We start from the raw sequence: 15,416 nt of genomic DNA, 5'->3' as shown, positions 1-15,416 counted from the left end.
TAATGCTTAGCCAATTCTGGCTTATCCGTGCCTTGTCGGCTTTAAACTTCAAGAAGTTAAGGCTAGACTGAATCATTCCTATGCTGAAGGTCGGTGATTGAGGAGAATAGGGTTGTGGATGAGGTCGAAGGAAAAGCACTTCAGGTTTCGGACGCGGTTTACGCGTATCAACTCGATGGTAAAGGTGGCGTAACGCCCATAGCCCCAGACGCCGTAGCAACGGCTCAACATCCGTGTTGGCTGCATTTGGACTATACCCGTCAGGACAGTATCGATTGGCTACGCAATACGCCCTTGCTACCGGAAGTGGTGCGAGATGGTTTGTCCGGCGACAGTATGCGGCCAAAAGTGACGCGGCTGGGCGACGGAACGATGATCACTTTGCGTGGCATCAATTTTAACGCCGATGCCCGCCCGGATCAGCTGGTGACTATCCGCGTTTATATGACGGATAAACTTATTGTTTCTACCCGACATCGACGGATTTACTCTATAGATGATGTTCTTAACGATCTACAAAGTGGCACTGGCCCAACGGATAGCGGTAGATGGTTGGTAGAGATAGCCGATGGGTTGACCGATCACACCAATGAATTTATCGAAGATTTACACGATAAAATCATCGATCTGGAAGATGATTTGTTAGAGCAGCAGGTTCCCGCGCGCGGGCAAATGGCGCTATTACGCAAGCAACTGATTGTTTTACGGCGCTATATGGCTCCACAGCGTGATGTGTTCTCGCGTCTGGCCAGCGAGCGGCTACCGTGGATGAATGATGACGATCGGCGCAGAATGCAGGAGATTTCCGAAAGGTTAGGGCGAGGATTGGAAGATTTAGATTCCAGTATTGCTCGTACCGCAGTGCTGGCAGATGAAATCAGTTCGTTAATGGCAGATGCGATGAACCGCCGAACGTATACCATGTCGCTGTTGGCCATGGTTTTTCTGCCGACAACCTTTTTAACCGGGCTGTTTGGCGTCAACCTCGGCGGTATTCCCGGTAATGAAGCTCGATTCGGTTTTGCTGCTTTCTGCATGATGTTAGTTGCTTTGGTGCTTGCTGTTGCCTGGTGGTTAAAACGCAGTAAATGGTTATAACTCAGCAAGATAGCGATAGTTGAAAAAGGTGGTAATAAACATGCTAATCCCTTCAATATTGAGCAATATCAACATTTGAGTTACCGGGCTCAGGCATTATCTATCTCGCAGGTGAATGCAACGTCAAGCGATGGGCGTTGTGCTCCATATTTGTAAGATTTTTAATTTTGTAGTACTGCATAGCACATTGATTGTTACGATGCCGGCGTTGAATAGACACCGGCATTTTTTTATGCGCAAAAACGACAGGCATAAAAAATGCCCGGATTACGGTGAATCCGAGCATTCGTATTCATTAACTAGTGGCTTTTTACTTAATTTCTACCACGTTAAGACGCTCAATCATCGGTTTCCCGTTTTCTTCATCTTCTTCTGGCTGCCAGCCTACCGGCTGCATCGGTAATTCTTCACGATCGAAAGCCAAATCGCCGCCATTAATCACTTCGCTGCCGTGGGTAATACTTTTAAAGTCAAACAGCGAACCGTCGTTTAAATGTGAAGGCACTACATTTTGCGTGGCACTAAACATCGTTTCGATACGGCCCGGATACTGTTTATCCCAATCACGCAGCATATCGCGGATGACCTGACGCTGTAGGTTTGGTTGTGAACCGCAAAGGTTGCACGGAATGATCGGGAATTCACGCGCTTCAGCAAAACGTTCGATATCTTTCTCACGGCAGTAGGCCAGTGGGCGGATAACCACATGCTTTCCGTCATCACTCATCAATTTTGGTGGCATACCTTTCAGCTTGCCGCCGTAGAACATGTTGAGGAATAGCGTTTGCAGAATGTCATCACGATGGTGACCCAGCGCAATCTTCGTTGCTCCCAGCTCTGTCGCCGTGCGGTAAAGAATGCCGCGTCGTAAACGAGAGCACAGTGAACAGGTGGTTTTACCTTCCGGAATAATATCTTTCACAATCCCGTAGGTGTTTTCTTCAACGATCTTGTATTCCACACCCAATTTTTCCAGATAGGCTGGCAGAATATGTTCGGGGAATCCAGGCTGTTTTTGATCCAGATTAACCGCAATCAGCGTGAAATTAATTGGCGCGCTTTTTTGCAGGTTCTGCAAAATATCCAGCATGGTGTAGCTGTCTTTTCCGCCAGACAGGCAGACCATAATGCGGTCGCCTTCCTCAATCATATTAAAATCGGCAATAGCCTGACCCACATTGCGGCGTAGTCTTTTCTGCAATTTATTCAGGTTGTACTGTTCTTTTTTGTTAATTTCTTGTTTTTCTAACATTTAATCATAACTCGTATTCAGTTGGGGCATGGTGATACATAGCTTCTATAGTGCGAGTTTATCATTCTATAAACCAATTTGATCACTATTCATTTGCGTTGAGCAGATACAACGGATTCTCGGGAAGCCGTCGAGCGTTATCATGCCCCATTTGTGCAGTCGTCAAAGCCGGTTTGCGCTACAAAATAACCACCATATGTATAGGTGTGGCGCGTACGGTAAGGCTTGCGAAGCCGAATGCCAACGTGTGATTCATCGTTCTAGTCAGTCCAATGTCATTCAAAATACTAGCGGTTGATCTTTTGCTTTATTTCTTTGCAAGTGAACGTATATTTCTTATCGGTTTCTTTGACTTTATTTGAAATATAGTCAGTAAGGTTAAGTATTTCTTTATGATAATGAGATCGTATTTTCATCACTTTGCCCCAGCACTCTATGGCTATCTCATTACGTTGGTCTAACTCATGGCACTTTTGGGTATTGTCAGGATGGTTTAGGCCTCTGAGAACGAAACATAACTCATTGAGTTTTGAATAATCATCTTTACCTTCACATTCTAATATTTGATCTGCGGATCTATCTTCTTGTTCAGACTGAAATGCTGTGCCTGCGTATAACACGCAAATCCGGTTAATTAAATATGTTTTGACATCAGCCAGGTTCTTTAATGAGGGCGCTAAATCAATGTGCGATGTAGCAGAATGCGAAAATCCAGAGTGGCATTTTTTTATCTCTATTTCTATATTTCCCGGATTTAGTTTTAATTTATTAGCTACAAACCAGTGCCCAACTTCGTGGTGTATAACATTGTTCTTATATGTCTCAAAATCCACGTTTATTCCCTTTTAGTGATTCAAGTTGTCAGTCGTAAATGTAAACATGAAACGGATGATAGTGCTTTAGTTAGAATCAAAAGAACCGTAAGTATGATTGATTTAAAACGAGTTTATCAAGTCTATTGATAGATAGATGTTATTGATGTGTTGAAATAAACATCATTGCTTTCGCTAATGCGAAACATCTCGCAAAAGCCAATAAAAAAGCCAGTCAATCTTGGTTCGACTGGCTTAATGAATTAACCTCAGTGGGCCGGATTACTCCGTAGGCGCTTTTTCAGCCTTACCAGCGAGCAGGCTGAGGAAATCATAGCGTTTCTTCAGATCTTTCTCGGCGCTGGCGTATAGCTGGGCGGCCACCTCAGGTTCCTGCGTATTGAGGCGGCGGAAACGCTGCTCTTTCAGCAAGGTGGCGGTGAGATCGCTGCTCGGAGGGCGAGAATCCAGTGCCAAAGCGGCTTTTCCCTCGTCGGCTCGGCGCGGATCGAAGCGATAAAGTGGCCAGAATCCGGTGGCTGTCAGCTGTTTCATTTGGTCGTGGCTGTAGGCCAGATCGTAGCCGTGCTCCTCGCAAGGGCTGTAGGCGATGATCAGCGATGGCCCTGGATAGGCCTCGGCTTCCTGAATGGCTTTTACCGTTTGGTTGAGCTGGGCTCCCAACGAGATTTGCGCGACATAAACATGACCGTACATCATCATACTGACGCCCAAATCTTTACGTGCCTTACGCTTACCGTGCTCACCAAATTTGGTGACTGCGCCTAGCGGGGTGGCTTTAGACTGCTGGCCACCGGTATTGGAGTAACATTGGGTATCCAGCACCAGCACATTGACGTTCTCTGTCAGGCTGAGTACGTGATCCAGGCCACCGAAACCAATGTCGTAGGCCCAACCATCGCCTCCTATCAGCCAGATGGATTTATCGACCAGATAGTCTGCATCGGTGGCTAACTGTATAGCGTCATTACCGTCGATATTCGCCAATAACGTGCGTAATTGGTTAACTTGCAGGCGACGTACTTCCGGCGTAGCTTCACTGAGCAACTGGTCAACCAACTCTGGCGGCAACTGCGGAGCCAGAGTGTTTAGCAGGCGCAATACCCGCTGCCGGTGTTGATCAACCGTCAGGCGGAAACCCAAACCAAACTCGGCGTTATCTTCAAACAGCGAGTTGGCCCAGGCAGGCCCGCGTCCGTCGGCGTTGGTGGTGTAAGGCGTGGTAGGTAGGTTGCCACCGTAAATGGACGAACAACCGGTGGCGTTGGCAATCAGCAGTCTGTCACCGTACAGCTGGGTTAATAGCTTGATATATGGTGTTTCACCGCAGCCAGAACAGGCTCCGGAGTACTCAAACAGCGGAGAAATCAACTGTGAAGTGCGGATATCTATACGTTCCATTTGAGTTTTATCGATCTCTGGCAGATTGAGGAAAAAATCATAGTGCGATTTTTCTTCGGCCAGATGATCTAGACGTGGCTCCATATTGATCGCTTTAACCTCAGGATTCTGGCGATCTTTGGCGGGGCAAACCTCATAACATAAATTACAGCCGGTACAGTCTTCCGGGGCGACTTGCAGTACATATTTTTGACCACGCATATCCCGAGCTTTTACATCAAGGGATTGCAGACTGTCTGGTGCTCCGGCCATCGCCTCAGGCTGAACCACTTTAGCTCGGATAGCCGAATGAGGGCAGGCTGCCACACAGTGGTTACACTGGGTACAGAGATCGGGCCGCCAGAGAGGAATGTTTTCCGCAATATTGCGTTTTTCCCATTGGGTGGTACCTACAGGCCAGGTGCCATCCGGCGGAAAGGCAGAAACAGGTAGGGCATCGCCTAAACCAGCCAGCATGGTGGCAGTGACAGTTTTAACGAAGTCAGGTGCCTGATCGGAGACAATCGGTGGGCGCATTGGGCTACTGGAATCGATAGGTTCCAGTGGGATTTCTATCAACGCATCGAGGGTGGCATCCAGCGCCTGCCAGTTGCGTTCAACGATTTCAGTTCCTTTGCTACTATAACTGCGCTCAATGGCATCCCGTAATTGCTGCATCGCCATATCGGTTGGCAGGATCTGGGTTAAATGGAAAAAGGCCATTTGCATCACGGTATTGATGCGCGCGCCCAATTTGCATTCGCGGGCAATTTTCGCTGCATTAATCACGTAAAAACGAGCGTTGCGCTGGTGCAGCACGGCCTGAACTTCCTGCGGCAAGCGCTGCCACATATCGTCGGCGCTAAACGGGGTATTCAACAGGAAAATACCTCCCGGCTTCAAGCGCTCGGCCATTTGATAGAGATCGATAAACTGGAGCTGGTGGCAGCCGACAAAGTCCGCTTGGCTGACCAGATAGGCTGAATTGATGGGTGTGGGGCTAACGCGCAGGTGGGAAACCGTCAGACCGCCTGCTTTTTTGGAGTCATAGACAAAATAGCCCTGAGCGTACATAGAAGTGCTATTGCCAATGATTTTGATGTTATTTTTCGTGGCGGAAACCGAACCGTCACTGCCCAAACCGTAGAACAACGCTTCAAGCGTGGCGCGCTGGGGAATGGTTTCCGTGGTTAATGGTAGAGACAGGCCGGTCACATCGTCAAAAATACCCACGGTAAAGCGGGGGCGCGGCATATCCAGCGCTAATTCCTTGAAAATAGCTAACGCGCAGTCGGGGCCGAATTCTTTTGAAGATAGGCCATAACGTCCGCCAATAACTTTGGGTAAAGTCGGGCGTTCACCGCGACTGTAGGCCTCCGCCAACGCGGTCATAACATCCAGATACAGTGGTTCGGCTAATGCGCCAGGTTCTTTAGTTCGATCCAGAACGGCTATTTTACTGGCTGAGCCAGGCAGCACATTCAGTAAATGTGAGGCAGAGAAAGGGCGGAATAATCTAACTTTCAGAACGCCGACTTTCTCTCCGCGCGTCAACAGCGTGTCTATGACTTCCTCGCAGGTACCACTGGCTGAACCCATTAGAATGATAACGCGATCCGCCTGCGGGTGGCCGTAGTATTCAAATGGTTTATATTCCCGACCGGTTGCGGCGGCAAAAGCTTCCATAGCTTCGGCAACATGTTGATAGGTTGCGTTGTACCAAGGGTTGGTGGCTTCTCGTGACTGGAAATAGGTATCCGGATTAGCGGAGGTACCACGCACGACAGGATGATCCGGTGATAGCGCCCGGCTGCGGTGCTCATCTATGCCTTTTTGCGGCAATAGTTGGCGTAAAGTATCGTCACTGAGAGAAACAATTTTGTTGATTTCGTGGGAGGTACGGAAACCATCAAAGAAATGAATAAATGGAATGCGACTATTCAGAGTCGCCATTTGAGAAATCAGTGCAAAATCTTGTGCTTCCTGCACGTTACTGGCGCACAGCATCGCGCAACCGGTCTGGCGAACGGCCATAACGTCAGAATGATCGCCAAAAATTGACAGCGCATGGGTTGCAACGGTGCGAGCGGCAACGTGTAAAACGAATGGAGTTAATTCACCGGCCAACTTATACAGGGTCGGAATCATTAACAGTAAACCCTGGGATGAGGTGAATGAGGTGGACAGCGCTCCGGTTTGTAATGCGCCGTGAACCGTGGCAATGGCCCCGCCTTCCGACTGCATTTCAACGACTCTGGGTATATCGCCCCAGATATTAACTTTACCATCGCCAGACCAGGCGTCTGCCTGTTCAGCCATTGTGGAGCTTGGCGTGATAGGATAAATAGCAATAACTTCACTGGCGCGGTAAGCCACTGAGGCTACGGCACTGTTACCGTCAGTTGTGATCATTAATTGTACCTTTACATTGCTCGTCATGCTGAGACCGGGGAGATAACTGTCTGTCCCTGACTTCTGTTATAAGGAAAGTCTAGCAGAGAGATTTTTTGCCTCTTATCGTGTTTGTGTGTAGGTAAAAAAAGGAAAAAAATAATAGAATGACGCTGACAGGCATATTTCTGTGGGGGAGGCTCGAGATTAAGTTATCGCAGAAAATAATTATTACAATTAGAAAACTATTTATTACAGCCATGTGAATGTCGCAGAAAAATCAACCTGACGTGGCCAATACATGTAAAATTACGGTTAATTCCACTGTGTATTTAACCGGCATTGATTTGAGAATGGCATACTTTACTCTCAAATGCTGATATTGAAATGAGAAAAAGATTATGACTGGATTTTTGTATTTGATGATGGCCATTGTGGCGGAAGTTATCGCAACTACTTTATTAAAGGCTTCAGAAGGTTTTACTCGTTTGGTGCCGTCTATTTTTGTCGTTATTGGCTATGGTATTGCTTTTTGGGGACTTTCTCAGGTCGTTAAAACTATGCCATTAGGCATCGCCTATGCTATCTGGTCTGGGTTGGGGATTGTTCTGGTCTCGGTTGCCGCGACTTTTATGTATCAGCAAAAGCTGGATTGGGCGGCGATTTTGGGGATGACGTTGATTATTTCCGGAGTGTTGGTGATTAATTTGCTGTCTAAAACCACAATGCATTAATTGTTTTGATTCCCCCGCACAGTTTTACTTCCTTTATTTATTGAACAAAGGAAATACCGTACGGGGGAAAGGGCATCAACGAATATCTAGCGTATGGACACCCTCGATAGTCAGCAATTGCTGATATATTTTGTCGGCACTTCTTTTTGGTGACAATGTCACTTCCATGGTTAATTCACAGTCTGCATTTTCGCTGTTTCTATCTCGCTGAGTGACGGAAAGATTAATAGGGCGAATACGCATTTTCTGCAAAGAAACTAAGACCGTCGGCACCGATTCAGGCAGTAACCGTATCAGCACATAATGATGATGTCCCATCAAACGGTTGCTCAATTGACGGAACACTTCCAGAACCACCAGCGTCATCAACGTGCCGTAAATACCGATTTCGTATAATCCACTCCCAATGACCAGGCCAATAGCGGCCGTCACCCACATACCGGCGGCGGTGGTGAGCCCTTTTACCATCTGTTTCTGAATCATAATTGTACCGGCGCCGAGGAAGCCCATGCCACTAACCACCTGTGCCGCCACGCGGCTAGGGTCAAAGCTGACGTGCCCCAGAGCCAGCAAATCATCAAAACCGTATTTAGAAACGATCATAAACATGGCGCTACCAATGCCCACCAGAATATGAGTACGCAAGCCTGCTTCTTTAGAACGTAATTGACGCTCGATGCCAATTAATCCACCTAGTGCGCCCGCCAAGGCTATTCGTAGCAATAAGTCTGTAATCATGATTTTTCCCGTTATATTTTTTGTGCGATGAGACTACGCATGTCAAACACGATAATAATTATCTCAATAGGCCGCGTTTATTTTCCAAGCTGGTTATGTAAATAACAACTACATTTAATTGTTCTGATATGTACCGTATATACTGAGTTCAAATTATAACAAATATTGATAAAGTCACTCGACGCTGATGGAACGGCTCAGATATGATATCGGGCGCTTATCTTCTGTAATTTCGACAGTCTGTTTATGCTCTGGAGCGTAACAATGAAAGCATCATCTTGTTTGGTCGCCGGCGCCGTATTATTTTTAGCCGCCTGTAGCAGCAACTCAAATGACGATTATATTCCTGAACAGCAGGCAACCAGCGCCAGCGTCCACCACGTCAATATGTCTAATCCGGCATCGGTTAACTGCGCTAATGCGGGGGGAGTATTAACGCTAGCCAAACAGCTAAATGGTGGAAGTATCGGAATGTGCCAGTTACCTGACGGAAAGCGCTGCGAAGAGTGGGCGTTGATGCGCGGAGCCTGTCCGGCGAGCTAATAAAACGGTTCTGAAGTTACAGGTTATTAAGACTATGGCAGTGAAATTCGATTGCCATAGTCTACCTGAGGCACAATACAGGCTTAGCTTACCCAGTCGCGGCTGGTATAAACCAAGGTGTGGCTGCCGTTATTCAGGGTTAACTCGCCTTTATTCAAGGTCACTTTGGCACCGCTAGCCAGAACCTCGCCAATCAAGGTATCCCATTGGTTTAACTGAGGATCGTTGCACATCATGCGCGTGCCAGCCAAAGCCTTAACAGTAAGAACGCTGTCTTTCAACTCACCTTGTCCCATAAAACGATTACACATTGCGCCAGAAATGTGCATTTTTTCACCGAACTCAATGCTCGGCATATTGCCTTGCTGATTTTTTGGCGATTGACCGTCGACGCTCACCAACACGAAATTATGATGCTGTAAATCCCCAGCGGTAATTTGATTAGCCGTATTTTGGCTCTGATTCATACCGCAACCCGCTAATAGAATTCCCGCGATAGCCAATGGAATAATTTTTTTCATGTTCTCTCCTGATGAGGTAATTGCGTCGTCCGTACAGACGAATACCTTGATTAATTTAAGTATATGATACCAAACCCTGGGTTTGTTAACCGCGCTATATGATAAAAGTGAGGGATAACAAGAGTTTTCTTATCAGAATTGCAGCCATTCTTAATCGGTCAAGGGGAATGTTTTTTGAGTTATTTCACCGTTGGCATGAGCACAAAGCAGAGGGAAATACTTATATTCGACGAGGGCGAGTAGTTCAGGGGCAATAAACAAAGGTAACTGGAAATAAAACAGGGTGCGCAGAACACACCCTGTATAAATAACGAAATGGCATTCAACCTATTATGCGTTCAATAGGTTAGGGCAAGGTAAACCCTGGTCGAGTTGCTGAATATTTTGCATGGTAGTTTCGGAAATGCTGGTTAACGCCTCTTCGGTCAGGAACGCCTGATGGCCGGTGAAGAGTACGTTATGACATGAAGACAGACGGCGGAATACGTCGTCCTGAATCACGTCGTTGGATTTATCTTCAAAGAACAAATCTCGTTCATTTTCATACACATCCATACCAAGAGAGCCGATTTTCTGCTGCTTCAGCGCTTCAATAGCCGCCGTAGAGTCAATCAAAGCACCGCGGCTGGTATTGATGATCATGACGCCATTTTTCATCTGATCAAAGGCATCTTTATTTAACAGATGATGGTTTTCTGGCGTTAGCGGGCAGTGCAGAGAAATAACGTCAGATTTTGCATACAACGTTTTCAAATCAACATATTCTGCACCTAACTCCAAGGCCTGATCACTAGGGTAAGGATCGTAGGCCAGCAGATTCATGCCGAAACCTTTCAGAATACGCATTGTGGCTACGCCGATTTTGCCGGTACCAATCACCCCGGCGGTACGGCCATGCATATTAAAACCGATTAAACCTTCCAGAGAGAAGTTGGCATCGCGGGTACGTTGATAAGCACGGTGAATACGGCGATTCAGGCTCATCATCATGCCTACTGTATGCTCCGCTACTGCCTCTGGAGAATAGGCTGGTACGCGAACCACTTTAATGCCCAGCTCTTTGGCTGCATCTAAATCAACGTTATTGAAACCAGCGCAACGCAGCGCCAGTATTTTCACGCCCATATCGGCTAATTCAGTTAATACTTCACGGCTACCGTCATCGTTGACGAAGAGACAAACTGCCTGACAGCCTACGGCAGTTTTTGCCGTTTTCGGGCTAAGCAGAAAATCGAAAAACTCCAGTTCAAAGCCAAACTTCTGGTTTACCAACTCAAGATATTTACGGTCATACTGCTTGGTACTGTAAATGGCTAATTTCATCATGATTTCTCCGCCAAAATATTGTGATCAAAGTATCAGAATTTAATAAATCATACAATTTGTTAGAGTAAGGGAGTGATGGCGCTCCCGATGTATTATCTATATTACTTAGGGATTTAGTTATGCTACATAATAACAGCAGTCAGAAATTTGTTATGCTAAGTGCAGCGGTTTAGGAAACACAGTTCATAAAACAAGGCCAATAATGATTAAAAGCCTAAAAATAATCGGTTGGCTACTGTTCGCCAGCGTGATTCTAGTCGTCGCGTTATGGAAAACTTTGCCTCAATGGTTACCGAAAGTTGCAGCCCATTGGTTGCCAGCCGGTAGCCAACTCATTTTAGCCCATACGCCGGTTTGGCGTGACGGAGCCTTACATGTGGATGGTCTGCGTTTTCTGGCAAAAACCTGTCCGTTAGTCGATCTTGGTGATACCCGACTTTCTTATAAAGAAGGGCGTTGGGGAATTCAGACTAAAACATTGGCAATGGATACCGAGTGCTTGAGTCAGTTGACGTCGGACGACCCAGAGTCAACGTCGCAAAATCTGGCCGACTGGCAACGTCGCCTTTCTTCTCTCGACCTGCATATTGATAATCTTTCTGTCACCCCTTGGCAACAGTATGGCGGCGCGTTGTCATTCACTACGGCAAAAGCTGGTCAGGTTATTGATTACCAAGGTGATAAATTGCGTTTTAACGCCACTTTGGATAATCAGCAACAACTGCATTTACAGCAGTTTGTTTTGGCTATTCCCGGAAGCGTTCAACCGCTTCGGTTAAGCGGAACATTAAGTATTCCCTTGTCATTGGACGCGTTGCCGACAAGAGGGCAACTGGCCGGCGAATTCACAACGCCTTATATGGAACAGCCCTTGCTGGTGGCTTTACATTGGCAACAGCAACAGGGAGAGTTGACCCTGACGGAGCGAGGCGGAGATAAAGCGCTGATTACGCTGCCCTGGCAGGTTGCCGCCAGGCATATCCAAATTAATCAAGGCGTTTGGCAGTGGCCTTATGCTCAGCAGCCGTTGAGCGGCGGCGTAAATCTGACGGTACAGGATTGGAGTGAAGGGTTTGATCAGGCGGTGATTACTGCTCGAATCAACGTAATTACCTCCGGTCAAAATGGCAAGGGCAACGCGGTTCTGACATTAGGCCCAGGTCACTTAAGTTTGATCGACAGCGATCTGCGTTTCCAGATTAGCGGTCAGGCTAATTTGTCCAATCTGATATTGAATGGCACTTTGCCGGGAATATTGAGCGGTTCGGTGCTCAACCCGACGCTGTTATTGTCTCCCGGTGCGTTGCTCCGTGCTTACGGTGATATTACGCCAGAATTACGCTTGAATGATGCTCGCTGGCCGTTGGCGGGAGTACGAATGACTGCCGCCGGGATTAACGGCCGTTTGCAGGCGATAGTGAATGCACGGGATCGCTACTGGGGTAATGTAAAACTGCATCTGGATGGGAGCGCGCAAAACTTTTTGCCAGATAGCGGTATCTGGCAATGGCGCTATTGGGGCAAAGGCGATTTACCTCCCCTGGCTGCTCGCTGGGATATTGCCGGGAAAGGGCGTTGGCAAGATTCTTTAATTCATTTGGATCAGCTTTCTACCGGTTTTGATCAGATAAAGTATGGGATGGTCAATGTATTCTCACCGAGACTGACGTTAACGGAACCGCTGATGTGGCAGCGCAATGGCGAACAAGCGGCGTTCAACGGCAATATGCAGTTAACGGCCAAACGCGTGGCGTTGAGCGATGGAGGCTATCTTCCTGCAACGGTGATGAATTTGCGCCTTAAGGGCACTAATCCGGATGATTTCCAGTTTCAGGGGGATTTAGCGGCACAGCAAATTGGGCCAATCCCTTTGCGAGGGCGTTGGGACGGAGAGCGTTTGAGAGGGGAAGCCTGGTGGCCGAAACAATCTTTGCAGGTATTTCAGCCCTTGCTATCCCCTAATCTCGGTATCAAATTGCGTGACGGCGAGTTTTATGCGCAAGCCGCATTTTCTGCCGCGCGTGAGCAAGGTTTTACCGCCGGTGGACACTGGGTGGTCAAACAGGGCGGTATGTGGCTCAAGGACGGCGAAATGAGCGGTCTGGATTTTGTGATGTCTTATCGCCTGAAAGACCATCAGTGGCAGCTTGGAGCTAAAGAACCGGTGACTCTGCGAATTGCCGCCTTAACCAATTTGTTTGAAATGCAAAATATTACGGCCGATCTGCAGGGCACTTATCCGTACACCGAGAAAAAACCATTAACCCTCAGTAACGTGGGAATGGATATTCTGGATGGACATTTAAGCCTGTCGGCATTGCGTTTACCACAGCACGATGCGGCGGTGCTGAAATTAAAACAGGTCGATTTAAGCGCTTTGTTTACCGTTTTGAAGCCCAAGCAATTTGCTATGTCTGGCAAGGTCGACGGCGAGTTGCCGCTCTTTCTAAACGATCCGCAGTGGCTGGTACGCGACGGCTGGATTGCCAACGCAGGATTACTGACTCTGCGTTTGGATAAGGATCTGGCGGATTCTATTGGCGAAAGCAACGTTGCCACCGGTGCCGTGATTGACTGGCTGCGCTATCTGGAGATTTCTCACTCCTATGCCAAGGTGAGTCTGAATAATCTGGGTGAGTTGACGTTGCAATCTAAAATTCACGGCGTCAATACTCAGAAAAACGCGAAGCGTGCGATTGTGTTGAATTACACCCATCAGGAAAACGTATTTCAACTGTGGCGCAGTCTGCGTTTTGGCGACAACCTGCAGGAATGGTTGGAGCAGACGCTTTCTATGCCGACGGCACCTGTTGCTGCGGCGTCAGATTCAGATGATAAGGTTGCCACAAAATAGTGTGCCTCCGTTAAAACTAGGGTGAAAGCGCTAACCGCATCGTGTTTGCCTGCTTAGGCTTGAAATCACAGGGAAGCTCATTAGTCACTCGTCGCTAAAAAATGTATTAACTCTATTAGACGTTTGATATTTAACATAATTTACAAGTTTCAGCCACTTGCAATGGGCTTTCCTTTCCCCCACAGACTAGGGCAGTATACCGATATAAATTTGCGCGCTTTCTGCGTCGATATATGTTTCATAGTCGGTAGCAAAACGTCGTTTTACCTCAGGGTGCTGTTCAAAATAAGCCCAGACATCGCCCCACGCCTGAATAATGGCCGCTGGCATTGGCCCATTAGCCTCAAAAACCAGATAAGACCCGGCTTGAATCTCAATTGAGTCTGCGTCCTCTGTTTTTTCTTTCACTGCGACGCCAGCCATTACGTCAAAGTAACCGGTTACTCCGCCATCATAGGCAGTATAAATGCCATAAATCGGTGAGTTATCGAGCTTGTTTGGCGTGCATTCCGCCAGATTTTTGGAAAAAAACTCAGACCACAGACCGGTGATTTTGGCGGTTTTTTGATTAAATTCATCGTTATTCTGGGTACGAATGCGTAGGCCAGATACGGTGATGGGGGCGGAAAGCGTGGCGATGCGAGGTTCCATGTTGATTGCTCCATATTCAAATTATGTGGTTGGTATTGCGTAAATTCTACCTTGATGGCGACAGCATAAAGCTATTTATGCGTTGGGGAAGATTTTGCCGTAAATTATGCGTAGCGCTGCGCAAATTTGTTCGGTTGTCGGTGCTTAGCCGCGGTTAGCGGTAGAAACCGTCTTGGTTACGGTTATAATCAATTCAGTAGCTTATGGCAGGTGCTATCAGTGTGTAGGGAGGTTTTCCATTCACGGAGGGCTCTTTTCAGATAGGGTGATTAATTACAGCGTTATGCGGCGGTCGGGCATATCGACGAGGAAAACCAAATGAAGATGTTGGCAAAGCAGTATGGGGTAATCATCGTCTTAGGCACGCTGCTACTCAGTGGTTGTGTGCGGCTGGAGGTTGCGACGCCAGAGAAACCGATTACCATCAATATGAACGTAAAGATAGAGCATGAAATTCGCATCAAAGTCGATAAAGACGTAGAGAATTTATTGAAAAATCAATCTGAACTGTTCTAGGAGCCAACATGAAAAAGCAAACGAAATGGTGGGTTGGCCTTAGTCTGGTATTAAGCAGTTTATTGTTTAGCCCTGGCGCTTGGGCGCTGACATTAGATCAGGCCAAGCAGCAGGGACGAGTGGGGGAAACGCTTAGTGGCTACCTGGCACCGGTAAAGAAAGATGCCGAAACGCTGGCGCTGGTGGCGCAGATTAATGCGGCGAGAGAAGAAAAGTATCAGGAAGTGGCCAAAAATAACCACGTAACAACCGATGAAGTGGCCAAACTTGCAGGGCAAAAGTTGGTGAGTCGTGCTCAGCCGGGGGAATTTGTGCGGGGAATTAACGGCCAGTGGATGCAGCGTTGAGAAGGTAATTACCTGACCAGCGTCACTTTGCACGTCAAGCCGCAAAAAACGGTTATTGCTATTGCCGGGGGACACGAAAAACATCAGGCAATAAAAGCAGCGCTAAAAGGGCAATGGGTTAATGGGCTGGCGACTGATGAATAAAGTAAAAGTACGATGATGTTGTTAGACACGGACTCAATGAGGGAAACATTACGCCCGTAGACTGCCAGAGCTAAAAAAGCGCACCCGA

At 47.4% G+C, this 15,416-nt stretch carries 13 protein-coding genes and 1 pseudogene; 7 read left to right on the top strand and 7 right to left on the bottom strand.

Annotated features, from left to right (window positions below; translation table 11 throughout):
• Nucleotides 1–114: 114 nt before the first annotated feature.
• Nucleotides 115–1,098 (top strand): zinc transporter ZntB, encoded by a 984-nt coding sequence (zntB, locus tag DBA33_RS03170; protein WP_064513876.1) that lies wholly within the window; start codon nt 115–117, stop codon nt 1,096–1,098.
• 310 nt (nt 1,099–1,408) lie between these two features.
• Here the strand turns inward: zntB and ttcA are convergent, their stop codons facing one another.
• The 3 genes from ttcA to nifJ all read right to left on the bottom strand — a co-directional run bounded on the left by ttcA (nt 1,409) and on the right by nifJ (nt 6,975).
• On the bottom strand, nt 1,409–2,350 hold the full coding sequence (gene ttcA / locus DBA33_RS03165) for a tRNA 2-thiocytidine(32) synthetase TtcA (RefSeq protein WP_064513875.1): 942 nt from the start codon (nt 2,348–2,350) through the stop codon (nt 1,409–1,411).
• Between the two features lie 287 nt (nt 2,351–2,637).
• Nucleotides 2,638–3,183, bottom strand: a complete 546-nt coding sequence (locus tag DBA33_RS03160; protein ID WP_064513873.1) for a hypothetical protein — start codon at nt 3,181–3,183, stop codon at nt 2,638–2,640.
• A 261-nt stretch (nt 3,184–3,444) separates the two neighbouring features.
• A complete protein-coding gene (nifJ, locus tag DBA33_RS03155; protein ID WP_120805533.1) occupies nt 3,445–6,975 on the bottom strand; it encodes a pyruvate:ferredoxin (flavodoxin) oxidoreductase in 3,531 nt (1,176 codons plus the stop codon).
• Between the two features lie 380 nt (nt 6,976–7,355).
• Between nifJ and DBA33_RS03150 the strand changes: the two genes are divergently transcribed.
• Nucleotides 7,356–7,688, top strand: a complete 333-nt coding sequence (locus tag DBA33_RS03150; protein ID WP_064513869.1) for an SMR family transporter — start codon at nt 7,356–7,358, stop codon at nt 7,686–7,688.
• Nucleotides 7,689–7,763: 75 nt separating this feature from the next.
• Here the strand turns inward: DBA33_RS03150 and DBA33_RS03145 are convergent, their stop codons facing one another.
• Nucleotides 7,764–8,426 carry an MgtC/SapB family protein gene (locus DBA33_RS03145; RefSeq protein ID WP_064513867.1) on the bottom strand — a complete coding sequence of 221 codons (663 nt, stop codon included), beginning with the start codon at nt 8,424–8,426 and terminating at the stop codon, nt 7,764–7,766.
• Between the two features lie 264 nt (nt 8,427–8,690).
• Between DBA33_RS03145 and DBA33_RS03140 the strand changes: the two genes are divergently transcribed.
• Nucleotides 8,691–8,969, top strand: coding sequence for a DUF333 domain-containing protein (locus tag DBA33_RS03140; protein ID WP_064513865.1), 279 nt, complete (start codon nt 8,691–8,693; stop codon nt 8,967–8,969).
• Between the two features lie 83 nt (nt 8,970–9,052).
• Here the strand turns inward: DBA33_RS03140 and hslJ are convergent, their stop codons facing one another.
• Together hslJ and DBA33_RS03130 are read right to left on the bottom strand one after the other, a co-directional pair.
• Nucleotides 9,053–9,490 (bottom strand): heat shock protein HslJ, encoded by a 438-nt coding sequence (hslJ, locus tag DBA33_RS03135; RefSeq protein WP_064513863.1) that lies wholly within the window; start codon nt 9,488–9,490, stop codon nt 9,053–9,055.
• Between the two features lie 330 nt (nt 9,491–9,820).
• Nucleotides 9,821–10,813, bottom strand: a complete 993-nt coding sequence (locus DBA33_RS03130) for a 2-hydroxyacid dehydrogenase (RefSeq protein ID WP_064518272.1) — start codon at nt 10,811–10,813, stop codon at nt 9,821–9,823.
• A gap of 205 nt (nt 10,814–11,018) precedes the next feature.
• Here DBA33_RS03130 and DBA33_RS03125 point away from each other — a divergent pair, with 205 nt between their 5' ends.
• Nucleotides 11,019–13,670, top strand: coding sequence for a YdbH family protein (locus DBA33_RS03125; protein WP_120805531.1), 2,652 nt, complete (start codon nt 11,019–11,021; stop codon nt 13,668–13,670).
• Between the two features lie 186 nt (nt 13,671–13,856).
• On the opposite strand, the gene DBA33_RS03120 is transcribed toward DBA33_RS03125, so the two are convergent.
• The gene (locus tag DBA33_RS03120) at nt 13,857–14,321 is read right to left on the bottom strand and encodes a GyrI-like domain-containing protein (RefSeq protein ID WP_064513859.1); all 465 of its coding nucleotides are present in this window, start codon (nt 14,319–14,321) and stop codon (nt 13,857–13,859) included.
• Between the two features lie 318 nt (nt 14,322–14,639).
• Between DBA33_RS03120 and DBA33_RS03115 the strand changes: the two genes are divergently transcribed.
• From DBA33_RS03115 to DBA33_RS03105, 3 genes and pseudogenes are all read left to right on the top strand, one after another.
• A complete protein-coding gene (locus tag DBA33_RS03115; protein WP_064513857.1) occupies nt 14,640–14,837 on the top strand; it encodes a YnbE family lipoprotein in 198 nt (65 codons plus the stop codon).
• Between the two features lie 8 nt (nt 14,838–14,845).
• Nucleotides 14,846–15,184, top strand: a complete 339-nt coding sequence (locus tag DBA33_RS03110) for a YdbL family protein (RefSeq protein ID WP_064513855.1) — start codon at nt 14,846–14,848, stop codon at nt 15,182–15,184.
• Nucleotides 15,185–15,196: 12 nt separating this feature from the next.
• Nucleotides 15,197–15,328 (top strand): annotated as a pseudogene (locus tag DBA33_RS03105) (sugar-binding domain-containing protein); the annotation flags it as partial.
• Nucleotides 15,329–15,416: the final 88 nt, after the last annotated feature.

Origin of the sequence: Yersinia sp. IP36721, assembly GCF_003634395.1 — a bacterium.
Taxonomy (GTDB): domain Bacteria; phylum Pseudomonadota; class Gammaproteobacteria; order Enterobacterales; family Enterobacteriaceae; genus Yersinia; species Yersinia entomophaga.
Note: the sequence above shows the minus strand (reverse complement) of the source record. Positions and strands in the feature narration are given on the sequence as shown.